The sequence below is a fragment of the Microbacterium sp. GCS4 genome (assembly GCF_001262495.1).
GTDB lineage: Bacteria > Actinomycetota > Actinomycetes > Actinomycetales > Microbacteriaceae > Microbacterium.
This window is the reverse complement of record NZ_LGYE01000001.1, coordinates 362705-386086: the sequence shown is the minus strand read 5'-3', so window position 1 is coordinate 386086 and position 23382 is coordinate 362705. Positions and strand designations below refer to the sequence as shown.

Sequence of the window (23382 nt, the reverse complement as noted above, 5' to 3'; positions counted from 1 at the left end):
GCAATTCTAGGGTCCACGCGCCATCGCTTCCGGCGCCGCCTCCGTCGTCAGTCGACCGAGTGCGGTCGTTCCGGGAGCGCGTGCGGACGCAGGTCGAGTCGTCGGAGGAGCTGGGCGTTCAGCGCCACCACGATCGTCGAGAGCGACATGAGAACAGCGCCGACGGACATCGGCAGGACGAAGCCCCACGGTGCCAGCACTCCGGCCGCGAGCGGCACCGACAGGATGTTGTAGCCGGCCGCCCACCACAGGTTCTGCGTCATCTTGCGATAACTCGCCCGCGACAGTGCGATCACAGAGCCGACCGTGCGCGGATCGTCGCTCGCCAGGATCACGCCGGCGGATGCGATCGCCACGTCGGTGCCGGCGCCGATCGCAAGCCCGACATCCGCCTGCGCGAGAGCGGGAGCATCGTTGACACCATCACCGACCATCGCGACCGTGCGACCCTCGGACTGCAGTTCGCGCACCGTCGACGCCTTGTCCTCGGGGCGCACGCCCGCGAAGACGCGGTGGATGCCGAGCGCCTCTGCGACGTGCTCGGCCACGGCCTGAGCGTCACCCGTGAGCATCACGACCTCGATGCCCTGACCGCGCAGCGCAGCGACGGCCTCGACGGACTCGGCTCGCACTTCGTCGGCGAGCCGCAGAGCGCCGATGACGCGGTGGTCGGCCACGACGTGCAGGATGATCGCCCCCTCTTCGCGCCACGCCGCCGCGATCGGGCGTTCTGCGAGTCGCTCCTCGTCGAGGAGGCGCGGTCCGCCGACGGCGACGAGGCGACGGTCGACCTGCGCCCGCACTCCGACAGCGGGGGAGGAGGTGAAGTCCGCAGCCGTGGGAAGAGCGAGCTCGCGCCGCCTCGCGGTGTCGACGATCGCCCGGGCGAGCGGGTGCTCCGAGTCGCTCTCCGCCGCCGCAGCGAGCCTCAGCACGTCGTCCTCCGCGACGCCGACGACGGTCTCGACGGCAGTCACGGTGGGCGCGCCCTTCGTCAGTGTGCCGGTCTTGTCGAACAGCACGGTGTCGACAGTCCGCATCGTCTCGAGCGCGAGCCGGTCCTTCACGAGGATGCCGGCGCGCGCGGCGCGCTCGGTCGCGATCGACACGACCAGCGGGATCGCGAGTCCGAGGGCGTGCGGGCAGGCGATCACCAGCACCGTGATCGTGCGGATCACGGCGTCATCGGGCAGGCCCAGCACCGTCCACACGATCGCGGTGACGAGGGCCGACCCCAGGGCGAACCAGAAGAGCCATGCGGCCGCGCGATCGGCGATCCGCTGGGCGCGCGACGAGGACGCCTGCGCCTCGCTGACCAGCCGCTGGATTCCGGCGAGAGCGGTGTCCGCGCCGACAGCGGTGATCTCGACGCGGATGCCGGAGTCCGTCGACACCGTGCCGGCGACGACGGCGTCGCCCATCGCCCGATCGACAGGGCGGGATTCGCCCGTGATCATCGACTCGTCGACGCTGGCGGCACCCTGAACGATCCGCCCGTCGGCGGGAATGCGTCCGCCGGGTCGGACGATCACGACATCTCCGACGCGAAGGTCGGACGGCGCGACCAGCGTGGTGCCGTCGGCCTCGATGCGCTCCGCCTCGTCCGGCAGAAGCGCCGCGAGCGAGTCCAGCGCGTTGGTGGTCTGTGCGAGGGATCGCATCTCGATCCAATGCCCCAGCAGCATGATGACGATCAGGAGTGCCAGCTCCCACCAGAACTCGAGCTCGTGATGGAGCAGTCCGAGCGACGCGCCCCAGGATGCGAGGAACGCCACCGTGATCGCGAGCCCGATGAGCAGCATCATCCCGGGACGGCGGGCTTTGAGTTCAGCGGCTGCGCCGGTGAGGAACGGGGACCCGCCCCAGAAGTACATGACAGAGCCCAGGATCGGCGCGATCCACTGCAGCGGGCCCGGCACCTCGTAGCCCAAGATCATGGCGAACATCGGGGAGGTGGCGACGACCGGAAGGGAGACGGCCAACATGATCCAGAACAGGCGTCGGAAACGCTCGGTGTGTCCGGCATGGCCGCCATGGCCCGAATGAGCGGCGTGACTCGTGTGATCGGCGTGGCGTGTGGGGTCGGCGTGGCTCGTAGGTTCGGCGTGGCCTGAGTGGCCTGCGTGGTCGTGCGACATGGTGGAGCTCCGTCCTTTCGTCCCTGACCAGAACCATATACCCCCTAGGGGTATTCCGAATGGAAAGAAAAGGCCCGGGTCTGAGACCCGGGCCTTCCTGGGGTGAGTAACGGGACTCGAACCCGCGACATCCGGCACCACAAGCCAGCGCTCTACCAGCTGAGCTATACCCACCATGCGCCGATCGGAATCGGCAACCAGACGAGTCTATTACATGTTTGGGGTGAACTCTGACACGGTGCGGCTCGCGATCTCGCGTGCGTCGTCGCTCGAGGGACCGGGCTCGTCGACGAACACGGCCTCGCGGTAGTACCGGAGCTCGCGGATCGACTCCAGGATGTCGGCGAGTGCCCGGTGCCCGCCGTCCTTGGCCGGGGCCTGGAAGAACACGCGCGGATACCAGCGACGAGACAGTTCCTTGATGCTCGAGACATCGACGTTGCGGTAGTGCAGCCAGTGGTCGACCTGCGGCATGTACTTCGCGAGGAACATGCGATCGGTGCCGATCGTGTTGCCGGCGAGCGGCGCCTTGCGCTCGACGGGTGCGAAGCGCTTGATGTACGCGAGAGTCTGCTCCTCGGCCTCTGCGAGCGAGACTCCGTCGGTGATCTCGGTGATGAGCCCGGAGTTCTCGTGCATCGCGGTGACGAAGTCGTTCATGTGCGCGAGGGCAGCGTCGCTCGGCCGGATGACCACTTGGAACCCCGGATCGACCGGGTTGAGCTCGAAGTCGGTGATGACGACCGCGATCTCGACGAGCTCGTCCACGGAGAGATCGAGTCCGGTCATCTCGCAGTCGATCCAGACGAGCCGGTCGTTCTCAGACGCAGATACCATGCCGACATCCTATCGACGGCTCCGACATCGGGCTCCGGCGCGGTACCGTAGAGTGCCCGCCTCCGTAGCTCAGGGGAAAGAGCAGGAGCCTTCTAATCTCTTGGTCGCAGGTTCGAATCCTGCCGGGGGCACGTAATCCGCATTCTTGGACACTCGAAGTCCTGGTCTGCCCTGTCCGGTGCGTATTCACCCGTTGCGGAGCGCGGCGACCGCGTCATCGGCTCGCCAGAAATCCCCCACGAGGCGGAACGTCGCCGTCGGCAGGTGCAGTCGCTCTGCGCGGTAGCGCACGCCGAGCGGGTCGCTGGCGAGACGGAGGTGTCCGAGGACGCGCCCGGAGGCATCCTGCACACGCCACAAATGAGCGGATGCGCGGATCAGGTGCTCGCGCCGAGACGATAGCTGCGGAGTGGCGTACGGGACCTCGGGAAGCGTCGTGCTCGTGGTGTGGGACATCGGTTCTCCTCTCTGATTCGAACATATGGCCGACCACCGACATTCCCTGGAGTCGGCGTAGATGGCAGTCGCGGCGACTCGCTCTCCACATCGGGGGACGTGCGCCGACCGTCCACATATCGCGGGGTCCGGGTCTCGCGGCGTCGGCTGAGGCGCGCAGGATGTCAGCACCCGGGCGATCAGACCCGGATCACAGAGGAGCAGACATGCAGGACATCGTGACCATCGTGGGCAATGTGGCGACCGATCCGACTCAGGGGAGGACGGCCGGAGGCGTGCCCGTCACCAACTTCCGGCTGGCCAGCTCGCATCGTCGCTTCGACGACGCGACGCAGACGTGGGTCGAGGTGGCCACCAACTGGTACTCGGTCGCCGCGTTCCGCGGGCTCGCCGAGAACGTCAAGACATCGCTGCGCGCGGGCGACAGCGTGATCGTCGTCGGGCGTCTGAAGATCCGAGCCTGGGAGAACAACGGCAAGCAGGGGACGAGCGTCGACATCGACGCCGATGCGATCGGCCACGATCTCAAGTGGGGTACCGCGAACTACCGCAGGACGCCGCGCGCGAGCAACGACGAGGGAGCGCGCCGTGGTGGCGGAGAGGCGATGTCCGACGCCGCAGACGATACTCCGTCGGCGCACGACCCCGCGACTGACGGGAGTGAGAGGGATGGAGACGCGCTCGACGTCTACGTCGCGTGGGCGGATCCCGCGCTGTCTTCGCGACGGGACGACTCGGCGCGTACGCAGGAAGCAGAGGGTGTCGGCGCTCCGCGGTGATATCGACCGACGGGACGCGCCGCGGCCTCGCCCACGTCCGTGAGCAGGAGCACGCCCCGTAGACTCGGGGCGTGCTTCGACGATCGGCTTCCTCCGCGACGCGCGTGATGCTGTCTCTCACTGCTCTCGGGGCAGCCCTCCTACTGGCGGCCTGTGGGCCGACCGGCGACGCGGTGCCGTCGCCGGATGCCGAGACGGCGGCGCCGAGTCCGACCGCCACGCCGGAAGGCCCCGTCTTCGTCGCAGACGGCAGCGCCGACGACAACCTTCCGCTGTTCAGCGCGGTCACGGCTGAGGTGTGGGCGACGGATCAACGCGGCGCTGGCCGCGCATACATCGACGCTCTCATCGCCGCAGGCTTCGACCGCGCCGCGATGCAGGTCACGCAGGATGTGTCGACCGTCGGCAACGCGGCGGAGAGTCTTCAGTTCTCGGTGGCATGGGGAGATTCCGAGTGCCTGGTCGGTCAGGTCGGGCCATCGACGGGAGAGCCCGTCGCCGTCGTCATGCCCCAGCTCGACGGCGGACGCTGCCTGATCGGCACCACGCGCGCCATCGACTGGTGAGTTCCGGCTGGGCCGGTAGGCTGGAGTGTCGATCTTCGACGCCAACAGAAGGAGCGGTTTTCGGTGGCTGAGTACATCTACTCGATGGTTCGCGCACGCAAGGCGGTGGGTGAGAAGCTCATCCTCGACGACGTCACGATGTCGTTCCTGCCCGGTGCCAAGATCGGCATGGTCGGCCCGAACGGCGCCGGAAAGTCGACGATCCTCAAGATCATGGCAGGACTCGACACGCCGTCGAACGGCGAGGCGAAGCTGACGCCGGGTTTCACGGTCGGCATCCTCATGCAGGAGCCCGAGCTCGACGAGTCGAAGACGGTGCTGGAGAACATCCAGGACGGCATCGCGATCAAGGCGAAGCTCGATCGCTTCAACGAGATCTCCGCTCTCATGGCCGACCCCGACGCGGACTTCGACGCGCTTCTCGCCGAGATGGGGACGCTCCAGGAGGAGATCGACGCGGCCGACGGGTGGGACCTCGACTCGCAGCTCGACCAGGCGATGGACGCGCTCCGCACGCCTCCGGGAGACGCCGCGATCGCGCCACTGTCAGGCGGTGAGAAGCGTCGTGTCGCACTCGCGAAGCTCCTGCTGCAGAAGCCCGACCTGCTGCTCCTCGACGAGCCCACCAACCACCTCGACGCGGAGAGCGTGCTCTGGCTCGAGCAGCACCTGCAGGCCTACAAGGGCGCGGTCATCGCGATCACGCACGACCGGTACTTCCTCGACCACGTGGCCGAATGGATCGCCGAGGTCGATCGCGGCCGCCTGATCGGCTACGAGGGCAACTACTCGACCTATCTGGAGAAGAAGGGCGAGCGCCTCGAGATCCAGGGCAAGAAGGATGCGAAGCTCGCGAAGCGCCTCAAGGAGGAGCTCGAGTGGGTGCGCTCCAGCGCCAAGGGTCGTCAGACGAAGTCGAAGGCGCGTCTCGCCCGATACGAGGAGATGGCGGCCGAAGCGGAGCGGACCCGGAAGCTCGACTTCGAGGAGATCCAGATCCCGGCGGGTCCCCGTCTCGGCAACGTCGTGATCGAGGCCAAGAAGCTGCAGAAGGGCTTCGACGGACGCTCCCTGATCGACGGACTGAGCTTCAGCCTGCCGCCGAACGGCATCGTTGGCGTGATCGGCCCGAACGGCGTCGGAAAGACCACCCTCTTCAAGACGATCGTGGGGCTGGAGCCTCTCGACGGCGGCGACCTCAAGATCGGCGAGACCGTCAAGATCAGCTACGTCGACCAGTCGCGTGCGAGCATCGACCCCGACAAGACGCTGTGGGAGGTCGTCTCCGACGGACTCGACTTCATCACGGTCGGCAAGACGGAGATCCCCTCCCGCGCCTACGTCTCGAAGTTCGGCTTCAAGGGTCCGGATCAGCAGAAGAAGGCCGGTGTTCTCTCCGGCGGTGAGCGCAACCGACTGAACCTGGCCCTCACGCTCAAGGAGGGCGGCAACCTGCTGCTTCTCGACGAGCCGACCAACGACCTCGACGTCGAGACCCTGAGCTCGCTCGAGAACGCCCTGCTCGAGTTCCCCGGTTGCGCCGTGGTCATCACCCACGACCGGTGGTTCCTCGACCGCATCGCGACCCACATCCTCGCCTACGAGGGCACCGACGAGAAGCCCGACCAGTGGTACTGGTTCGAGGGCAACTTCGAAGCGTACGAGGAGAACAAGATCGAGCGCCTCGGACCGGACGCGGCGAAGCCCCACCGCTCCACGCACCGCAAGCTCACGCGCGACTGATCCGCATGACCGAAGCGACCCCCGGGCCCCGTCTGCACATCCCCATCCACCTGCGCTGGGGAGATCTGGACGCCTTCAACCACGTCAACAACACCTCGATGCTCAAGCTGCTCGAGGAGGCGCGGGTGCGAGCGTTCTGGCGGGCGGGACCGGGGGAGCAGGCTCCATCCACGGCTGTTCTCGACTCGGGACTCGACGAGGGCATCCTCACCCTCATCGCGCGCCAGGAGATCGAGTACCTCGCGCCGGTGCCGTACCAGCGCCGTCCGCTCGAGGTGCAGATGTGGTTCGGCAAGCTCGGCGGATCCAGCGTCGAGGTGTGCTACGAGGTGCACAACGACCCCTCGGCCGAGCCCCGTACGATCTACGCGCGCTCGACGGCCGTCATCGTGCTCGTGGACGCGGCTACCGGCCGGCCCACGCGACTGACGCCGGAGATGCGCGAGGCCTGGGAGCCGTACGTAGGCCCGTCCATCGAGTACGCGCACCGCTGACGCTCGTACGTCAGGACCGTTGGATCCGGATGCGTTCGGTTCGGTCCGCACCCGTTGGGTGTGAGCCGGTCAGAAAGCCTCGCTCAGCAGACCGCGGTCAGGGAGTCTCCGGTACGCGCACCATGATCTCCTGCGCCACCGATGCCACGAGCAGACCTTCACGCGTGTAGATCCGCCCCTGGGCGAGGCCGCGACCGCCGCGCGCGTTCGGCGACTCCTGCACGTACAGCAGCCAATCGTCGACCCGGGCAGGCCGGTGCCACCACATCGCGTGGTCGAGGCTCGCGACCTTGAGCCCCGGAAGCGCCCAGTAGATGCCGTGCGCGCGCAGGATCGACTCCTGGATCGTCATGTCGCTGAGGTACGCGAGAGCGGCGCGGTGGATCCGCGGGTCGTCCGGCAGCGGCGCCCGCATCCGCATCCACACGCCCTGGTGCGGCACGCGCTCGTCGTCGCTCGGGAGGAACAGGGGCGAATCCACGTGTCGCACGTCGGCGGCGCGATCCGTGAGCATACTGGCCGTCCCGGGAGGGAGGCCCTCCACGCGCTTCTCGTCGGGGAGCAGGCTCTCCGGCTCCGGTACGCCGTCGGGCATGGGGGTGGCGTGCTCGACGCCGGGATCCTCGTCCTGGAAAGAGGCGATCATCGAGAAGATCGGCACGCCGTTCTGGTACGCCTGCGACCGTCGCGTCGAGAACGAGCGTCCGTCGTGGATGCGGTCGACCGCGATCGTGATGCCCTGCGCGGCGTCGCCGGGCCGGAGGAAGTACCCGTGCATCGAGTGGACGGCGCGGTCCTCGGGGAGCGTGCGTTCGGCGGCCAGCAGGCTCTGCGCGAGCACCTGGCCGCCGTAGATCCGTCCGGAGGGCATCGGATGGGAGCGGCCGGTGAAGATGTCCTCCGTGGTCCGCGCCTGTGCGGCATCGAGGTCGAGGACCGACAGCAGCTGCTCGACGGTGCGGGTCGCGTGGGCATCGGCGGTCATGAGGTCCTTCCCCGCGGCTGGGGCGACCGCTGGCGTTGATAGTTTAGAGGCTGTGCCCCAGCAGCTCGTCCTCGCCGATGCCCCGACGACCAAGGACGTCCTGACGTTCCTCGGGCGCACTGCCCGGATCTCCGACGAGGGCGTCCGACTCCAGGCCGCACGCGGAGTGCTCGCACTCACCGGCGCGGCCCTCGCGCCGCACGGACTCTTCGATCACACGCCGACGGTGCTCGGGATGCGCGTCGTGCACGCCGATCCCGAACTCGAATGCGACATCGTCGTGGCCTCGCTCACGGCGACGGACGACGACCGCGTCCTCGATCTCCCCGAGACCGGGCTCTCGCCCGCCTGGGCAGGCATCGCCCCGCCCCGAGGCGAGTGGGCTCCGCTCGGACGACTCACGGCCTCGGTGGTCGCTCAGCGCGCGCAATGGGGCATCAGCGCCGTGGCACGCGGGGCCACGGACGGCGCCGGTGAAGAGGCGGTGCGAGCGCTGCGCGCGGCCGTCTGGGGGGAACCCGACGAAGACCTGCTCGGCCTTCCGCGTGGAGTGGCCTTCGCCGCGGACGCCTTCGGATTCATCTCCGGCGAAGAAGACGTCGCGGTCCTGACGTCCGGGCGCTGGACGCGTCTGGCGTTCCGACGCGGTCATGTGCTGACCCGGGGACCGGCAGCCATCGGCATGACCGCGGTCCGCGACACCGGCGTCGGCGAGTAGCGACGCGGTCAGATCGCGGCGGCTCGTCCCGCCTGGCGTCCCGAGAAGAGGCACCCGCCCAGGAAGGTCCCCTCGAGGGCGCGATACCCGTGCACACCTCCACCGCCGAAGCCGCTCGCCTCGCCCGCGGCAAATAGACCGGGGAGCGGCGAGCCGTGCGCGTCGAGCGCGCGGCCGTCCAGATCGGTCGTGATGCCGCCGAGCGACTTGCGGGTGAGCACGTGCAGCTTGACGGCGATCATCGGCCCGGCCGCGGGATCCTGCAGTCGGTGCGGGGCCGCGGTGCGGATCAGCCGGTCGCCCCGGTAGCCGCGCATCGAGCGCAGCATCCCGATCTGGGCGTCCTTGGAGAAGTCGTTGTCCATCTCGAGGTCGCGTGCGATGATCTCGCGACGCACATGGTCGATGTCGAGCAGGTCGCCGCCATCGTGCCGTCGCATCTGCTCGAGGAGCGACTCCAGGTCGTTCTCGACGATGAAGTCCTCTCCTTCGTCGAGGAACGCCTGCACCGGTCCGGTAGGACCCTTCGCGAGGCGCGACCGCAGCAGCAGCCCGACGTCCTTGCCCGTGAGGTCGGGGTTCTGCTCGCTGCCCGAGAGCGCGAACTCCTTCTCCACGATCTGTTGTGATGTCACGAACCAGGAGTGGTCGTAGCCCGTGCGACGCAGATGCTCGAGCGTGCCGAGGGTGTCGAAACCGGGGAACAACGGCCCGGGGAGGCGCCGTCCGGTGGCGTCGAGCCAGAGCGACGACGGGCCGGGCAGGATGCGGATGCCGTGGGACGGCCAGACCGGATCCCAGTTGCGGATGCCTTCGACGTAGTGCCACATACGGTCGCCGTTGATGAGGCGTGCACCCGCCGCGGCGCTGACCGTCTGCATGGAGCCGTCCACGTAGGCGGGTACGCCCGTGAGCATGTGCTCGGGCGGGTTTCCGAGGCGCGCGGGCCACGCGGCGCGCACGAGGTCGTGATTGCCGCCGATTCCACCGGAGGCGACGATCGTCGCGGATGCGGTGATCGCGAAGTCCCCGATCACCTCGCGCGAGGACTCGACGCCGCGCTGGGCGCCGCTGGGGGCGAGGACGGACCCGCTCGCGCCCGTCACGACGCCGTCGTGGACGTTCAGCTCCGTCACCCGGTGCCGCGGCAGGATCGTGATGCGGCCCTCGCGCTCCGCCTGTTCGACCGAGGCCTGGAACGGCGCCACGATCCCGGGACCCGTGCCCCACGTGATGTGGAACCGCGGCACGGAGTTGCCGGGGCCCAGAGCGCCGTATCCGCCGCGTTCCGCCCACCCGACCACGGGGAAGAAGCCCACGCCGCGCTGGCGCAGCCACGCGCGCTTCTCGCCCGCGGCGAACTGCAGATAGGCCTCCGCCCACCGACGCGGCCAGTCGTCCTCGGGACGGTCGAACCCCGCGGTGCCGAACCAGTCCTGCGTCGCGAGCGCCAGGGAGTCCCTGATGCCCATTCGGCGCTGCTCGGGGGAGTCGATGAAGAACAGCCCGCCGAACGACCACCAGGCCTGACCGCCGAGGTTCGTGCGAGGCTCCTGGTCGAGCAGGATCACGCGGCGACCGGCATCCAGAGCCTCCGATGCGGCCACGAGGCCGGCCAGCCCCCATCCGATCACGAGGACGTCGGCGGACAGGGGCGTGGTCGTCATGGGTTCTCCGTTGATTCCTGACGTGAGCGGGTCTCGAGCGTGGGGCGGCCCTCGGCGGCAGCGCCGATGCCGGAGCGCTCCATCGAGTTCACCATGGCATACGCCGCCCGCTCGAGGTAGTCCCACAGCGTCGATTCGTGCAGGGGCGACAAGTGCGCCTCGTCCACGGCCGTGCGCATGTGCCGCAGCCAACGATCGCGCGCATCCGGATCGACGCGGAACGGCATGTGCCTCATCCGCAGGCGCGGGTGCCCTCGAGTCTCGCCGTACGTCGTCGGCCCGCCCCAGTACTGCTCGAGGAACAGCAGCAGGCGCTCCTCTGCAGGTCCGAGGTCCTCCTCCGGATACATGGGCTTCAGCACCGGGTCCTGCGCGACCTCACGGTAGAACACCGAGACGATCTTCGCGAACGTCTCCCGTCCGCCGACCTCGTCGTAGAACGTCACTTCTGCGTGCTCCCGTCGTCGTTCTGCTGCTTCTTGCGTCGCCAGATGCCTCGGTCAGGCACGACAGGCACGCCGGTCACCGCGTTGGGGCGCGTCTTGGGCGGGTTGGCGCCGCGCACGCGTCGGGCGCCGTCGAGACCCGTCGGCACCACGGTCGCCATGCTGGGCAGCGCGATCTCCTTCTCGAGAAACGCCGCACGAAGGCGCTTGCGCAGCTCCTGGGCGACGTCGTCCTTGGCGTTCGCCCGCGCCTTGATCACGATGCGGACGACGAGCGCCTCGCCGCCGATCGACTCCAGCCCCCAGAGCTCGGGCTTCTCGATGATGCGGGTGCGCCACTTGGGGTCCTTGGCGAGTCCCTGGGCGGTCTCCAGCATGACCTGCTCGACCTGGTCGATGTCGACGTCCAACGGCACACCGAGGTCGATGATCGCGCGCGCCCACCCCTGGGACATGTTGCCGATTCGGGTGACCTCGCCGTTGCGGACGTACCAGAGCGTGCCGTTCACGTCGCGCACCTGAGTGATGCGCACGCTCACGTACTCGACGACGCCCGAGGCGAGTCCGAGATCGACGACGTCGCCGATCCCGATCTGATCCTCCGCGACGATGAACATGCCGTTCAGCACGTCCTTGACGATGTTCTGGGCGCCGAAGCCGAGACCCGCGCCCACGGCAGCGGTCAGCAGCGTGAGGGAGCCGAGGAGGCTGTTGTCGAGTTCGTTGACGATCAGCACTATCGCGATCACGACGAGCATCACATTGACGATGTTCTGAAGGATCGTGCCGAGGGTGCGCGTGCGCTGCACGAGCCGCATGTCGGCGAGGGGGCTACGTTCGAGTGCCTGGGTGTCGTCGACCGCGGCCTTGCTCTTGGCGGTGTCGACGATGCGGTGCACGACCCGTCGGATCACGACGCGCAGGGCGAGAGCGACCAGAATGCACGCGACGATGATGATCGCGACGTTGAGGGCTCTCATGCCCACGACCCCGAGGACGCTGAGCATGTCCGTCCACCAGGTCGGCGGTTCAGCGGGGGGTTGATCGGTCTCGAACGGCAGCATCATCATCACTCCCCAGAGTAGCGATCAGGCCTCTGCGCGGGCTGGATGCACCGCGCAGAGGCCTGAGAGAGACGCAGTGGAACTCAGTCCTCCGCGTCGCGCGACTGCGCCGCGAGGGAGCGCTCGACATCGGCGAGGTTCTCCAGCACGAGGCGGCGCAGAGCGGGGGCGGCATCCTGGTGCTCCGCGAGCCAGGCGCGCGTCGTGTCGCGCAGAGCGACATCGGCGATCGCGGTCGGGAACAGGCCCACGACGAGGTACTGGGCGATCTGGTAGGTCCGCGATTCCCAGATCGGCAGCAGCATGTCGAAGTACGGCTGGACGAACTCCCGGAGCACCTCGGCGCCGGCCGGATGGACGAAGCCGAGCGCCGCGGAGCGCACGATGGTGTTCGGTGCGTCGTCGCGTTCGATCAGCGATGCCCAGGCCGCCTTCTTGGAGGCGACGTCGGGCAGTGCGGCGCGGGCCTGAGCCGCGAACTCGCCGCCCTTGGCCGTGTTGTCCGCTGCGAGCGCCGCGTCGATCGCCGCGGCATCGGTCGCGCCGATCGTGGCGAGTCCGACCAGCAGCTGCCAGTTCAGGTCGGCGTCGATCTCGAGCCCGGGCAGCGTGTCCTCACCGGAGCGCAGGCGACCGACGACTCCCGCGTGCTCGGGGGTGACGAGCGCGCCGGCGAACGCGGTGACGAACTGCAGCTGGCTGTCGCTGCCGGCCTCCGCGCCCTCCGCGAGCGCCCACAGGCCATCGGCGACCTTCTGGCGGGCAGCGGCGCGGTTCTCGGGCGTCACGTACAGCGTCGCGGCGGTGCGCAGCTGCGCGAGAGTGGTGCGCACCGTGGTCGACTCGGTCTCGCGGCCGATGTTGCCCAGCACGAGATCGATGTAGTCGGACGCGGCCGTCTCGGCATCCCGTGTCTGGTCCCAGGCGGCGCCCCAGACCAGCGAGCGGGCGAGCGGGTCGCTGATGTCGGCCAGGTGCGCGATCGCGGTGGCCAGTGACCGCTCGTCGAGCCGGATCTTCGCGTAGGCCAGGTCGTTGTCGTTCAGCAGCACGAGGTCGGGGCGCTTCAGGCCCACGAGCTCGGGGACCTCGGTGCGATCGCCGTCGACGTCGACCTCGGCGTAGTGACTGCGCACGAGAGCGCCGTTTGTGAGGGAGTAGAAACCGATGCCGAGGCGGTGCGGACGGATCGTCGAGTAGTCGGCCGGAGCCGTCTGGGTCACGGCGAACCGGGAGATCGTGCCGTCGGCATCCTCCGCGATGACCGGCTCGAGCGTGTTCACGCCGGCGGTCTCGAGCCACTTCTTCGACCAGGTGCTGAGGTCGCGGCCGCTCGTGGCCTCGAGCTCGGTGAGGAGGTCGCTCAGCTCGGTGTTGCCCCAGGAGTGCTTCTGGAAGTACTGCGAGACACCGGCGAAGAACTCCTCGATGCCGACCCATGCCGCGAGCTGCTTGAGGACGGACCCGCCCTTGGCGTACGTGATTCCGTCGAAGTTGACCTGCACGTCCTCGAGGTCGTTGATCTCGGCGACGATCGGGTGCGTGGACGGCAGCTGGTCCTGGCGGTACGCCCAGGTCTTCTCCATGGCGTTGAACGTGGTCCATGCCTCGGTCCACTCGGTGGCCTCCGCGGTGGCGATGGTCGACGCCCACTCGGCGAACGACTCGTTCAGCCACAGGTCGTTCCACCACTTCATGGTGACGAGGTCGCCGAACCACATGTGGGCGAGCTCGTGCAGGATCGTGACGACGCGGCGCTCCTTGACCGCATCCGTCACCTTGCTGCGGAACACATAGGTCTCGGTGAAGGTCACCGCGCCCGCGTTCTCCATCGCTCCGGCGTTGAACTCCGGTACGAAGAGCTGGTCGTACTTGGCGAACGGGTAGGGGACGCCGAACTTGGACTCGAAGTATGCGAAGCCCTCGCGCGTCTTGTCGAAGATGTAGTCGGCGTCGAGGTGCTGCCAGAGGCTCTTGCGGCCGTAGACCCCGAGCGGGATGACCCGACCGGAGGCGCTCGTGAGCTCGGAGAAGGTCGACTCGTAGGGTCCGGCGACGAGAGCCGTGATGTACGAGGAGATCCGCGGCGTCGGCTCGAAGCCCCACGTGGCGATCGAGCTGTCGTCGTGCAGGATCGGCTCGGGCGTGGGGGAGTTCGACACGACCTTCCACGCGGCCGGAGCCGTCACCGTGAACTGGAACGTCGCCTTGAGGTCGGGCTGCTCGAAGACCGCGAACACACGGCGGGAGTCGGGCACCTCGAACTGCGAGTACAGGTAGACCTCTCCGTCGACCGGGTCGACGAAACGATGCAGGCCCTCGCCGGTGTTCGTGTAGAGGCAGTCGGCATCGACCACGAGGACGTTCTCGGCCTGCAGCCCGGTGAGCGCGATGCGCGAGTCGGCGAAGACCTCCGCGGGGTCGAGCTGCTCGCCGTTGAGCGAGATCTCGCGGACATCGCGCGCGATCAGGTCGATGAAGGTGAAGCTCTCGGGCGTCGCGGTGAAGCGCACGACACTGCGGGAGCCGAAGACCTCGGCGCCCTTCGTCAGGTCGAGGGACACCTCGTACGACTGCGTGTCGACGACGTCGCGGCGCTCCTGCGCTTCGATGCGGGTGAGGTTCTCTCCAGGCACAGGTGTACTCCCAGGGGTGAGGGGACGCTGCCGTAACCCGGCGCAGCTGGCACCCACGGCAACCATGACAGCCTACGCCAGCATCGCGGCCTGTCTCGCTCCCGAGAGATGAAAGGATGGAGAGGTGACTGCGATCGAGCCGAACACCGTCCCCTTTGCCTCTGCTGCCGCTGCCGGCGGAGAGCCCTTCGTGACGACGCCCGTCGCCTACGACGGCATCCTCCTCGCGGGCTTCGGCGGGCCGGAGGGTCAGGACGACGTCATCCCGTTCCTGCGCAACGTCACGCGTGGCCGCGGCATCCCGGATGAGCGCCTCGAAGAGGTCGCCCATCACTACCGGCACTTCGGCGGCGTGAGTCCGATCAACGGGCAGAACCGGATCCTCAAGGAGGCGCTCGAGGGAGAGCTGGCCCGTCGTGGGGTGAACCTGCCGGTGTACTGGGGCAACCGCAACTGGAGCCCCTATCTGGAGGAGGTCGTGACCGAGGCCGCCGACGCCGGCCACACCACGCTCCTCGCCTTCGCGACGAGCGCCTACAGCTCCTTCTCGAGCTGCCGCCAGTACCGCGAGGATTTCGCGCGGGTGCTCGAGGAGACCGGGCTCGGCGAGACCGTCACGATCGACAAGATCCGTCCGTTCTACGACCACCCCGGTTTCGTGGAGTCCTTCGAGACCGGCGTGCGTGAGGCGGTGGAGGGCTTCCTCGCGCAGGGGATTGCGGCCTCCGACATCCAGATCCTCTTCTCGACGCACAGCATCCCGACCGAGGACGCCCAGCGCTCCGGCGCGCGTGACATCGACTGGGGCGACGGTGGGGCCTACGCGGCTCAGCACCTCGCCGTCGCAGCGTGGGTGATGGATCGTGTGCGCGAGAGCATCCCCGCCGCGGCCGACGTCTCCTGGGAGCTCGTTTACCAGTCCCGCTCGGGCCCTGCGTCGCAGCCGTGGCTGGAGCCGGATGTCTGCGATGTCATCGGAGAGCTCCCCGCACGCGGCCGCACGGCCGTCGCGGTCGTGCCCGTCGGCTTCATGAGCGACCACATGGAGGTGCTCTGGGACCTCGACACGGAGGCAGCGGAGGCCGCCGAGGAGGCGGGACTCGCCTTCACCCGCACCCCGACACCCGGCGTCGCGCCGTCGTTCGTGGCGGGCATCGTCGACCTGATCCTCGAGCGCATCGAGGGGCGTCCGAACGAGGAGCGGCCGCACGTCACCTCGCTGCCCGGCGGCTTCGACGTGTGCCGCCCCGGATGCTGCGAGAACATCCGCGCCGGGTTCAAGCCCGCCGCCGCCGGCGTCGCGCCCTGACCCCGCGGACGAGCGTGCGTCGGTCCGGCGACGGGCGCTCCTAGGATGGGAGCCATGCGCATCCACATCGCCACAGACCACGCAGGTCTCGACTTCTCCACGCAGCTGCAGGAGCACCTGCGCACCGCGGGTCACGAGGTCGTCGACCACGGACCGATCGAGTACGACGCGCTGGACGACTACCCGGCCTTCTGCATCCGCGCCGCCCAGGCCGTCGTCGCCGATCAGGCAGCCGGCGTCGAGACGCTCGGAGTCGTCTTCGGCGGCTCAGGCAACGGCGAGCAGATCGCCGCGAACAAGGTCGAGGGCGTCCGCGCGGCACTCGTCTGGAACATCTCGACCGCCGAGCTCGCGCGTCAGCACAACGACGCCAACGTGATCTCGATCGGCGCACGTCAGCACTCCTTCGACGAGGTCACGTCGTTCATCGACGCGTTCATCGCGACTCCGTTCTCGGACGAGGAGCGTCACGTGCGCCGCATCGCCCAGATCGCGGACTTCGAGCGCGACGGCTCGCTGCTCCCGGATCCTCGGGCCTGACATGCCCGAGGGGCATTCCGTCCACCGCATCGCGCGGCAGTTCGACCGGAACTTCGTCGGCAGGCCCGTGCGCGCGTCGAGCCCGCAGGGGCGCTTCGCGGAAGGTGCGGCTGTCCTCGACGGGCGAGAGGCGGTGAGCGTCCAGGCGGTCGGCAAGCAGATGTTCCTCGAGTTCGACGGCGCGATCTGGCTCCGCGTGCACCTGGGGCTCTACGGAGCGTGGGACTTCGCGGGGGAGATCCTCGTCGATCCGACGATCGCGTCGGCGAACGGTCGCATGGGGCAGACGAACCAGCGCGGCACCGTGGTCGATGACGAGATCCTCGACGATGCGGGGGAGAACTCGCTCGCCTCGATCGGAGCCCCGCGCCGCACGCGTGTGCACGTGCGGATGTCCGAGCAGACGAAGGGGCTCGCCGATGAGGGCCTGGAGTGGCCGCCACCCGTCGTCGGTCAGGTACGCCTGCGTCTCATGACCGACATCACCGCGGCGGACCTGCGCGGCCCCACGGCCTGCGTGCTGCAGACCCCGGAGGAGATGCTCGCGACCGTCGCGAAGCTCGGACCCGACCCTCTCGTGGGTGATCCGACCGAGAACGAGGAGCGGTTCGTCCGGGCCGTGCGCAAGACCCAGACCGTGATCGCATTGCTGCTCATGGATCAGTCCGTGGTGAGCGGCATCGGCAATGTCTACCGCGCCGAGATGCTCTACCGTCAACGGCTGAACCCGCACACCCCGGGCAAGCAGGTGCCCGAGGACGTCGTGCGCGCCCTGTGGCGGGACTGGGTGCGCCTGCTCGCGATCGGCGTCGAGACCGGGCAGATGATGACCATGGACGACCTGTCGCCCGAGCAGTACCGGGCGGCGATGGCGAGCCGCGACGACAGGCACTGGGTCTACCATCGTGCCGGTCTGCCCTGTCGCGTGTGCGGCACGGAGATCGCCCTCGAGGAGATCGGCGCGCGCAAGCTCTACTGGTGTCCGCGCTGCCAGGCCTGACCGCGCTGCCAGGCCTGACCGCGCGGCCATAGGCTGAGGGGATGCGTCAGAACCCCAGCTTCACCCTCGCCGACGTCCCCGAGATCCGGCGGGTCATCGCCGCGAATCCGTGGGCCACGATCGTCAGCGACGGTCCCGACGGGCTCGTGTCGTCGCACTATGCGGTGCTTCTCGACGAAGACCGCGACGACCTCACGGTCGTCGCGCATGTCGGCCGACCGGACGACCTCATCCACGGGCTGGGCGAGCGCGAGATGCTCGTGATCTTCCAGGGACCGCACGGCTACATCTCGCCCGGCTGGTACGGAGATGTCGCGGCAGTCCCCACCTGGAACTACACCGCGGTCCATCTCTCGGGTGTGCCCGAGATCCTGACCGACGAGGAGAACCTGCAGGTGCTCGATCGGCTCGTCGCGCAGTTCGAGGCGCGGATGCCCGATCCGCGACTGATGTGGGAGCGTCCGAACGACGAGGCGTTCGTCTCGAGGCTCGCCGCCGGAACCGTCGGCTTCCGACTCACCCCGACCCGGGTCGTCGCGAAACGCAAACTGAGCCAGAACAAGCCTGCGGAGACCATCGAGACCGTGATCGCCGCGCTCGAAGGCGACGGCCCATACGCGCAGCCGGAGCTCGCTCGCGAGATGCGCCGCGCTCAGGATGCTCGCACGGCGGTCGGTCGATGAGCGGTCCAGGGGAGCGGATCGGCACGATCACGGCCGCGCGGATCGCGGGCCCCGGAAGCGAGTTCCTCATGGACGACGAGCCGGTCGATGTGTTCCTCGAGGGCGGCGTAATCGCGGACATCGCTCCGTCGGGTGCTCTTCCGGCGCGGGGAGAGGTGCTGGATGCCGCCGGCGCCTGGGCGATTCCGGGCCTGTGGGACAACCACGTGCACACGGTGCAGTGGGCGCTGGCCGCGGAGCGCGTCGACCTGGGAGGCGCTCGATCCGCGGGGGAGGCCGCGGCGATGATGGGGCGAGCCGCGCCGCTGCCGGACGGCCGACGTGTGGGAGCCGGGTTCCGGGATGCCCTGTGGAACGGCGCCCCCAGCCTCTCCCTTCTCGACGCGGCCACGGGGAGCGTCCCCACCTACCTGATCAACGCCGACGTCCACAGCACCTGGCTCAACTCGGCGGCGCTGCAACGCGAGGGGTTCCGTGCCCCGGATGGCGTGCTGCGAGAGGAGGACGCCTTCGAGATCTCGCGTCGCCTGAACGCCGTCGATCCCGACCGCAGCGACCGCGCCGTGATCGCGGCGGGTGCGAAGGCCGCGGAGCGGGGAGTGACCGGCCTCGTCGACTTCGACATGGCCTGGAACGCGGATGCATGGCCGCGGCGGATCGCCGACGGGTTCGCCTCCCACCGCGTGGAGTTCGCCGTGTACCCGTTCGACCTGGAACGCGCGATCGCCGCGGGCCTGCGCACGGGGGAGCTGCACGAGGCAGAGGACACGCCCGAGTCCGGCCGCGGCCTCATCCGCGTGGGCGCGCTCAAGATCATCAGCGACGGGTCCCTCGGCACGCGCACGGCGGCCTGCTCGCACTCCTATCCCGGTGATCCCGAGAACTTCGGTGTGCTGACGGTGCCGCCCGCCGAACTGACCGATCTTCTCACCCGGGCGACGGGCGTGGGGCTCTCGGTGGCGGTGCACGCGATCGGGGACCGTGCCGTGACCGCCGCGCTCGACGCTTTCACGATGACCGGCGCCGTGGGGACGATCGAGCACGCGCAACTCGTCCGCCATGCGGACCTGGCGCGGTTCGCGCGACTCGGCGTGATCGCGAGCGTGCAGCCGCAGCATGCCCTCGACGATCGTGACGTCGTCGGTGCGCACTGGGCGTTGCAGACATCCATCGGCTATCCGCTGCGCGCTCTGCAGGATGCGGGGGTCGAGTTGCGGTTCGGGTCTGACGCCCCGGTCGCTCCTCTCGACCCCTGGCAGGCGATTTCAGCGGCCGTCGAGCGCACGGACGACGCGCGCGAGCCGTGGCATCCCGAGGAGGCGCTGGGAACCGGCGACGCGCTGCGCGCGAGCGTACGGTCGTCCCTTCGGCCCGGAGAAGTCGCGGATATCGCGCTGTGCGGCCTCGACCCGCTCGTGGCGGCAGGCGAGGAGCTCCGCCGGATGCCGGTGACCGCGACCGTGCTCGGCGGACGCCTCACGCATCGCGCCTGAGCGGCTCGACGACGCAGAAGGAGGGCGCCGGGACGGATCCCGGCGCCCTCCTTCTCGGTCAGGTCGTTACGCGGCGATGTGCGAGACGAGGAACCAGCGGTCCTTCTCGAGGCCCCGCATGATCTCGATCGCGACGTCCTGGCTCGTGAGGTCGACCTCGTCGAGTCCGTCGATCGCGGCCTTGACGTCGACGAGGATCGCGTCGATATCGGAGATGACGGCGCGCACGAGCTCATCGGACTGCGTGAATCCTGCGGGCACTGCGGTGGCGCCGGCCTTGGCGGCGACGGTCGCGACGCGGGCGTCGATCGGGAGGCCCAAGGCGACGATGCGCTCCGCGGCGGTGTCGGCGAAGTCGCCGGCGTGGGCGACGATCGTGTCGAGCAGCTCGTGGACACCGACGAAGTTCGCGCCGCGGACGTGCCAGTGGGCCTGCTTGCCGTCGATGGTGAGGGCCTGGAGGCCGAGGACGACCGGCGAGAGGAACTGGGCTGCAGCGGCCGCGACCGTCGGGTCGCTGGCGGTGGTGGAAACGGTCTGTGCCTTGCTCATCGTGACTCCTCCGGAGTGGTCATTTCGTACCTGGTGAAGACAACGCTACTCATCCTGATTCATTCCGCAAGCAAGTGAAGGCTCGGCTTAGTTCCGCGTGATCACGCGGAAATCCGGGCATGCGAGGGTAGGCTCGCCTCATGAGCGTCGCATCAGGAGCATCCGTTCTCGCCCTCGGAGACAGGGTCCCGTCGATCGCCGAGGCGACCTTCGTGGCGGACGGTGCACGCATCGTCGGCGACGTGCGTCTCGAACCCGGGGCGAGCGTCTGGTACAACGCGGTTCTGCGAGGGGATTCTGCGGGCATCGTCGTCGGGCCCGGCAGCAACGTGCAGGACAACGTGTCGGTGCACGTGGACGCCGGGCACCCCGTCCGCATCGGGGCGAAGGTGTCGATCGGGCACAACGCCGTGGTGCACGGGTGCACCATCGGCGACGGCGCGCTGATCGGCATGGGCGCGGTCGTCCTCAGCGGAGCCGTGATCGGCGAGGGATGTCTCGTCGCCGGGGGCGCGGTCGTGCTCGGCGGCACCGAGGTGCCCGCGGGCTCGCTCGTGGCCGGGGTTCCGGCGAAAGTCCGTCGAGCGCTCACCGACGAGGAGCGCGAGGGCCTGATCGCGAACGCGGACGTCTATCTCGGACACCTCCGCACGCACGAGGATGCGGCGCCGGCCTGAGCGTCGGCGCCCGCTAGGCTGGGTCTCACGGGGCGGTGGCCAAGCTGGTTAAGGCAGTGGGCTCATAACCCAACGATCGCGGGTTCAAGTCCCGCCCGCCCTACCGTTCTCTCTCGCCCTGCACGATTCCCGCCGGGTTCTCCGAGTTGTCAAGCCCCTTCCAGACGCTCGGACCGCGATGGCAGTGTCGGGCCGTCAATCCACCCGAGGAGGCATCACCATGACCATCGGCACCGGAGTCCTGCTATTCGTGATCGGCGCGGTACTGGTCTTCGCGCTCAACGTCCAACTGGACTGGATCGACCTCGACATGGTCGGCTACATCCTGATGGCTGCGGGAGCGCTGGCCTTCGTGATCGGTCTGATCCTGCTGGTGTCTCGACGCGGCCGTCGGGACCGCGTCGTCCGGGATCGCGTCGTCGAAGACGACGTGCTCTGAGGCGCCGGATCGGAACGGCGGCTCCCTCGCCGTCAGTCCGATCCGGTCTCCCGGACATCCGCGGCCTCCGGCAGCTCCGGCGTCTCGAGGTGCTCGTCGACGAGGGTGATGCCCCCGCTCGAGTTCGCGGTGTGGGCGAGGTCCTCGATCCATCGACGACTGAGTTCGGGTGTCTCCGGCTCCTGGAACACGAACCGCAAAGGGATCGACGGGTGCAACCAGATCGTCGATCGCCCCTGGGGCTGTCCGTCCGGGTGACGCCAGGACAGGGTGAAGCTCTCGTTGCGGCGGAGCTTGGTCGCGACGACGACCTTCAGATGCGCGAGCGCTCGATCTTCGATCTGGATCGGCTCGGAGTCGCCGTAGTAGAGGGATCCCATACGTCGGAATCTACGGTGCGAGCGAGCGGGTCCCGTTCTCGGAGACCGGGGCGCGCCGCAGCCGCGCACAGCCTGTGCGCGTGGTGTCATCGGCGATGGGCGCCCGAGGTGACCGAGGGAGGCACGCCGAATTCCGCGCGATACGCCGCAGCGAAGCGGGAGGGGTGGCTGAAGCCCCACCGCCGTGCGATCTCCGCGACGGTCCTCGTCGACCCGGAACGCAACTCGCGGTGCGCCCCGTCGAGGCGCGCCTGACGCAGGCATTCGGCGGGGCTGCGATCGAGCGAGCGTCGAAACGCGTACTGCAGGCCGCGCGTGGAGATGTGCACGGCCTCGGCGACCTCATCCACCGTGATGGGGCGGTGCGCGTTCTCCCCGATGAAATCCAGAGCGCGGCGGACGGTCGCGGGCGCGGGGCCGGTCTGGGGTGGCCGGACGCGATGCCGCTGAGCGGTGGTGGCGAAAGTCGCGAGGGTCACCGTAGCGGCATGGCGTGCGAGTTCGGCGCGAAGGACGTCATCGTCCTCGCCGAGGTCGACCACGCTCTGTTCGAGATACGCGACGGTCCGCTCCCAGGCGGCTGCGGCATGCCCCGAGCCGGACGCCGGATCCGTCACGTGCAGCGCGAGGGTGTCGTCGCCGGTGATCCGGCGACCCACCTGTTCGATGGCGGTGCGTTCGAAGACGAGTGCGGTGACGCGTGCGCCGGCATCCCATCGTGCGTGCACGCGCGGCCCGTCCGAGATCCATGGGCGCGCCGGGTCGAGGTCGTACCGGTCCGAGTGCAGGCGGGTGTCCGGCCCGGTGACCCGACACGCGAGGAACTGGTCCTGCGGCTCGACGGTGGAATGCACCTGCGCCACGAGGTCATAGCGCACCAGAGCGACCCCGCCCAGGTCCTCCGAGTGCCACTCGAAGCGGAAGCGCTGCGGATCGACATCGTGCAGCGTCGCCGAGGGGACGTACTGGCGCCACGTCTCCTCGACACGGGTCACGTCACGGGTGGAGAAGTGCACTCGAACCGTCCTCGGAATCGACGGCACGGTGCCCGCGCACCGGCCACGTGCCGTCGATCGCGTCGTCGGGGTCCAGACGGCCCACGCGGATGAAGTACTCCGTCAGACTCGCGGCCTGCGAGCGCGCCCACCCGATCTGCCGGTCGTGCAGCTCGGTGAGCGTCTCCGGCAGGACGAATCGGCGGGCGAGCGCCTGAGCCACACGCCCTGCGGCGACAGCATCGGCTGCAGCCTCGTGCGCGTCGTCGAGCGGGACGGCGTAGTGATCGGCGACCACTTGCAGCGTCCTCTTGCCCGGACGGTAGCGGTCGTACGCCTTGTCGATCACGAGCGGGTCGACGACCGGGGAGGGGCTCTCGAGAGGGACGATCCCATGGCGGCGCGCCTCATGGGCGAGCAGTGAGAAATCGTAGGCGGCGTTGTAGGCGACGACCGGGACACCCTGCGAGAGCAGGGAGCGCAGTGCGGAAGTGACCTGCTCGACGACCTCCGCAGCCGGCCGTCCGAGGGCACGCGCATGCGACGTGGTCACGCCATGGACGGCCGTGGCGCCCTCGGGGATCGGGATGCCCGGATCGGCCAGCCAGTTCCGCGCGGCGATCTCGGTACCGCCGGCGTCCAGCAGGCCCACGTGGGCGGTGACCACGCGGTCGGTCTCGACATCGACTCCCGTCGTCTCGAGATCGAACACCGCGACGCGGGTGACCCAGGACGGGAGCGGGGGGAGCGGGGGCATGGATTCACCGTAGAACGGAGCGCCGACA

24 protein-coding genes and 3 tRNA genes are annotated in these 23382 nt (G+C 68.9%); 14 read left to right on the top strand and 13 right to left on the bottom strand.

Translation table 11 applies throughout. From position 1 onward, the window contains the following. Positions 1-47: 47 nt before the first annotated feature. From AKH00_RS01990 to orn, 3 genes are all read right to left on the bottom strand, one after another. Entirely contained in the window at positions 48-1985 is a 1938-nt protein-coding gene (locus tag AKH00_RS01990; RefSeq protein WP_050721035.1) for a heavy metal translocating P-type ATPase, read from the bottom strand. A gap of 251 nt (positions 1986-2236) precedes the next feature. Then, positions 2237-2312: transfer RNA gene (locus AKH00_RS01985), tRNA-His, on the bottom strand. Between the two features lie 36 nt (positions 2313-2348). Continuing rightward, the gene (orn, locus tag AKH00_RS01980; RefSeq protein WP_050721034.1) at positions 2349-2975 is read right to left on the bottom strand and encodes an oligoribonuclease; all 627 of its coding nucleotides are present in this window, start codon (positions 2973-2975) and stop codon (positions 2349-2351) included. Between the two features lie 58 nt (positions 2976-3033). Here orn and AKH00_RS01975 point away from each other — a divergent pair. Beyond that, a tRNA-Arg gene (locus tag AKH00_RS01975) sits at positions 3034-3106 on the top strand. A gap of 55 nt (positions 3107-3161) precedes the next feature. Here the strand turns inward: AKH00_RS01975 and AKH00_RS01970 are convergent. Further along, positions 3162-3431, bottom strand: coding sequence for a hypothetical protein (locus tag AKH00_RS01970; protein ID WP_050721033.1), 270 nt, complete (start codon positions 3429-3431; stop codon positions 3162-3164). 206 nt (positions 3432-3637) lie between these two features. Between AKH00_RS01970 and AKH00_RS17540 the strand changes: the two genes are divergently transcribed. From AKH00_RS17540 to AKH00_RS01950, 4 genes are all read left to right on the top strand, one after another. Next, entirely contained in the window at positions 3638-4210 is a 573-nt protein-coding gene (locus AKH00_RS17540) for a single-stranded DNA-binding protein (protein ID WP_082297348.1), read from the top strand. 71 nt (positions 4211-4281) lie between these two features. Continuing rightward, positions 4282-4776, top strand: coding sequence for a DUF6993 domain-containing protein (locus tag AKH00_RS18080; RefSeq protein ID WP_235556655.1), 495 nt, complete (start codon positions 4282-4284; stop codon positions 4774-4776). Between the two features lie 63 nt (positions 4777-4839). Then, positions 4840-6519: an energy-dependent translational throttle protein EttA gene (gene ettA, locus AKH00_RS01955; RefSeq protein ID WP_050721032.1), complete on the top strand. Its 1680-nt coding sequence runs from the start codon at positions 4840-4842 to the stop codon at positions 6517-6519. A 5-nt stretch (positions 6520-6524) separates the two neighbouring features. Continuing rightward, entirely contained in the window at positions 6525-7013 is a 489-nt protein-coding gene (locus AKH00_RS01950; RefSeq protein WP_050721031.1) for an acyl-CoA thioesterase, read from the top strand. Between the two features lie 97 nt (positions 7014-7110). Here AKH00_RS01950 and AKH00_RS01945 read toward each other — a convergent pair whose 3' ends face one another. Further along, the gene (locus tag AKH00_RS01945) at positions 7111-7998 is read right to left on the bottom strand and encodes an acyl-CoA thioesterase (protein ID WP_050721030.1); all 888 of its coding nucleotides are present in this window, start codon (positions 7996-7998) and stop codon (positions 7111-7113) included. 52 nt (positions 7999-8050) lie between these two features. Here AKH00_RS01945 and AKH00_RS01940 point away from each other — a divergent pair, with 52 nt between their 5' ends. Next, on the top strand, positions 8051-8716 hold the full coding sequence (locus AKH00_RS01940) for a hypothetical protein (RefSeq protein WP_050721029.1): 666 nt from the start codon (positions 8051-8053) through the stop codon (positions 8714-8716). Positions 8717-8724: 8 nt separating this feature from the next. Here AKH00_RS01940 and AKH00_RS01935 read toward each other — a convergent pair whose 3' ends face one another. The 4 genes from AKH00_RS01935 to pepN form a co-directional block, all read right to left on the bottom strand. Next, positions 8725-10383, bottom strand: a complete 1659-nt coding sequence (locus tag AKH00_RS01935; protein WP_050721028.1) for an FAD-binding dehydrogenase — start codon at positions 10381-10383, stop codon at positions 8725-8727. After that, on the bottom strand, positions 10380-10829 hold the full coding sequence (locus tag AKH00_RS01930) for a globin (RefSeq protein WP_050721027.1): 450 nt from the start codon (positions 10827-10829) through the stop codon (positions 10380-10382). Before AKH00_RS01930 ends, AKH00_RS01935 begins: the two co-directional genes overlap by 4 nt. After that, entirely contained in the window at positions 10826-11896 is a 1071-nt protein-coding gene (locus AKH00_RS01925) for a mechanosensitive ion channel family protein (protein WP_050721990.1), read from the bottom strand. Before AKH00_RS01925 ends, AKH00_RS01930 begins: the two co-directional genes overlap by 4 nt. A gap of 80 nt (positions 11897-11976) precedes the next feature. Then, positions 11977-14529: an aminopeptidase N gene (gene pepN, locus AKH00_RS01920; RefSeq protein ID WP_050721026.1), complete on the bottom strand. Its 2553-nt coding sequence runs from the start codon at positions 14527-14529 to the stop codon at positions 11977-11979. A 124-nt stretch (positions 14530-14653) separates the two neighbouring features. On the opposite strand from pepN, the gene AKH00_RS01915 reads away from it, so the two are divergent. Genes AKH00_RS01915 through AKH00_RS01895 form a run of 5 tightly spaced genes read left to right on the top strand, consistent with a single transcriptional unit; the run spans position 14654 to position 19554 of the window. Further along, positions 14654-15838: a ferrochelatase gene (locus AKH00_RS01915; RefSeq protein WP_050721025.1), complete on the top strand. Its 1185-nt coding sequence runs from the start codon at positions 14654-14656 to the stop codon at positions 15836-15838. A 54-nt stretch (positions 15839-15892) separates the two neighbouring features. Then, positions 15893-16378 (top strand): ribose-5-phosphate isomerase, encoded by a 486-nt coding sequence (locus tag AKH00_RS01910; RefSeq protein ID WP_050721024.1) that lies wholly within the window; start codon positions 15893-15895, stop codon positions 16376-16378. Position 16379: 1 nt separating this feature from the next. Continuing rightward, entirely contained in the window at positions 16380-17378 is a 999-nt protein-coding gene (locus AKH00_RS01905) for an Fpg/Nei family DNA glycosylase (RefSeq protein WP_050721023.1), read from the top strand. Between the two features lie 41 nt (positions 17379-17419). Further along, the gene (locus tag AKH00_RS01900; RefSeq protein WP_050721022.1) at positions 17420-18061 is read left to right on the top strand and encodes an FMN-binding negative transcriptional regulator; all 642 of its coding nucleotides are present in this window, start codon (positions 17420-17422) and stop codon (positions 18059-18061) included. Continuing rightward, positions 18058-19554 (top strand): amidohydrolase, encoded by a 1497-nt coding sequence (locus AKH00_RS01895; RefSeq protein WP_050721021.1) that lies wholly within the window; start codon positions 18058-18060, stop codon positions 19552-19554. Before AKH00_RS01900 ends, AKH00_RS01895 begins: the two co-directional genes overlap by 4 nt. 66 nt (positions 19555-19620) lie before the next feature. Here AKH00_RS01895 and AKH00_RS01890 read toward each other — a convergent pair whose 3' ends face one another. Next, a complete protein-coding gene (locus AKH00_RS01890) occupies positions 19621-20106 on the bottom strand; it encodes a Dps family protein (protein WP_050721020.1) in 486 nt (161 codons plus the stop codon). 140 nt (positions 20107-20246) lie between these two features. Between AKH00_RS01890 and AKH00_RS01885 the strand changes: the two genes are divergently transcribed. From AKH00_RS01885 to AKH00_RS01875, 3 genes are all read left to right on the top strand, one after another. Then, the gene (locus AKH00_RS01885; RefSeq protein ID WP_050721019.1) at positions 20247-20783 is read left to right on the top strand and encodes a gamma carbonic anhydrase family protein; all 537 of its coding nucleotides are present in this window, start codon (positions 20247-20249) and stop codon (positions 20781-20783) included. A 29-nt stretch (positions 20784-20812) separates the two neighbouring features. Then, positions 20813-20886, top strand: a tRNA-Ile gene (locus AKH00_RS01880). Positions 20887-21003: 117 nt separating this feature from the next. Further along, positions 21004-21222, top strand: a complete 219-nt coding sequence (locus AKH00_RS01875; RefSeq protein WP_050721018.1) for a DUF6458 family protein — start codon at positions 21004-21006, stop codon at positions 21220-21222. Positions 21223-21254: 32 nt separating this feature from the next. On the opposite strand, the gene AKH00_RS01870 is transcribed toward AKH00_RS01875, so the two are convergent. The 3 genes from AKH00_RS01870 to AKH00_RS01860 form a co-directional block, all read right to left on the bottom strand. Further along, a complete protein-coding gene (locus AKH00_RS01870; RefSeq protein WP_050721017.1) occupies positions 21255-21602 on the bottom strand; it encodes a DUF7882 family protein in 348 nt (115 codons plus the stop codon). An 86-nt stretch (positions 21603-21688) separates the two neighbouring features. Further along, positions 21689-22618 (bottom strand): helix-turn-helix transcriptional regulator, encoded by a 930-nt coding sequence (locus AKH00_RS01865; RefSeq protein WP_050721016.1) that lies wholly within the window; start codon positions 22616-22618, stop codon positions 21689-21691. Further along, positions 22599-23354: an exonuclease domain-containing protein gene (locus tag AKH00_RS01860; protein ID WP_050721015.1), complete on the bottom strand. Its 756-nt coding sequence runs from the start codon at positions 23352-23354 to the stop codon at positions 22599-22601. The genes AKH00_RS01865 and AKH00_RS01860 overlap by 20 nt, the downstream gene beginning before the upstream one ends. Positions 23355-23382: the final 28 nt, after the last annotated feature.

Bases quoted from the DNA above. Each gene is read 5' to 3' on its own strand.
- AKH00_RS01945 (WP_050721030.1), bottom strand. From the start codon at position 7,998: ATGACCGCCGATGCCCACGCGACCCGCACCGTCGAGCAGCTGCTGTCG.
- AKH00_RS01860 (WP_050721015.1), bottom strand. From the start codon at position 23,354: ATGCCCCCGCTCCCCCCGCTCCCGTCCTGGGTCACCCGCGTCGCGGTG.
- AKH00_RS01950 (WP_050721031.1), top strand. From the start codon at position 6,525: ATGACCGAAGCGACCCCCGGGCCCCGTCTGCACATCCCCATCCACCTG.
- AKH00_RS01925 (WP_050721990.1), bottom strand. From the start codon at position 11,896: ATGATGCTGCCGTTCGAGACCGATCAACCCCCCGCTGAACCGCCGACC.
- AKH00_RS17540 (WP_082297348.1), top strand. From the start codon at position 3,638: ATGCAGGACATCGTGACCATCGTGGGCAATGTGGCGACCGATCCGACT.
- AKH00_RS01970 (WP_050721033.1), bottom strand. From the start codon at position 3,431: ATGTCCCACACCACGAGCACGACGCTTCCCGAGGTCCCGTACGCCACT.
- AKH00_RS01910 (WP_050721024.1), top strand. From the start codon at position 15,893: ATGCGCATCCACATCGCCACAGACCACGCAGGTCTCGACTTCTCCACG.
- AKH00_RS01990 (WP_050721035.1), bottom strand. From the start codon at position 1,985: ATGTTGGCCGTCTCCCTTCCGGTCGTCGCCACCTCCCCGATGTTCGCC.
- AKH00_RS01875 (WP_050721018.1), top strand. From the start codon at position 21,004: ATGACCATCGGCACCGGAGTCCTGCTATTCGTGATCGGCGCGGTACTG.
- AKH00_RS01890 (WP_050721020.1), bottom strand. From the start codon at position 20,106: ATGAGCAAGGCACAGACCGTTTCCACCACCGCCAGCGACCCGACGGTC.
- orn (WP_050721034.1), bottom strand. From the start codon at position 2,975: ATGGTATCTGCGTCTGAGAACGACCGGCTCGTCTGGATCGACTGCGAG.
- AKH00_RS01885 (WP_050721019.1), top strand. From the start codon at position 20,247: ATGAGCGTCGCATCAGGAGCATCCGTTCTCGCCCTCGGAGACAGGGTC.
- AKH00_RS01905 (WP_050721023.1), top strand. From the start codon at position 16,380: ATGCCCGAGGGGCATTCCGTCCACCGCATCGCGCGGCAGTTCGACCGG.
- AKH00_RS01895 (WP_050721021.1), top strand. From the start codon at position 18,058: ATGAGCGGTCCAGGGGAGCGGATCGGCACGATCACGGCCGCGCGGATC.
- AKH00_RS01935 (WP_050721028.1), bottom strand. From the start codon at position 10,383: ATGACGACCACGCCCCTGTCCGCCGACGTCCTCGTGATCGGATGGGGG.
- AKH00_RS01870 (WP_050721017.1), bottom strand. From the start codon at position 21,602: ATGGGATCCCTCTACTACGGCGACTCCGAGCCGATCCAGATCGAAGAT.
- AKH00_RS01900 (WP_050721022.1), top strand. From the start codon at position 17,420: ATGCGTCAGAACCCCAGCTTCACCCTCGCCGACGTCCCCGAGATCCGG.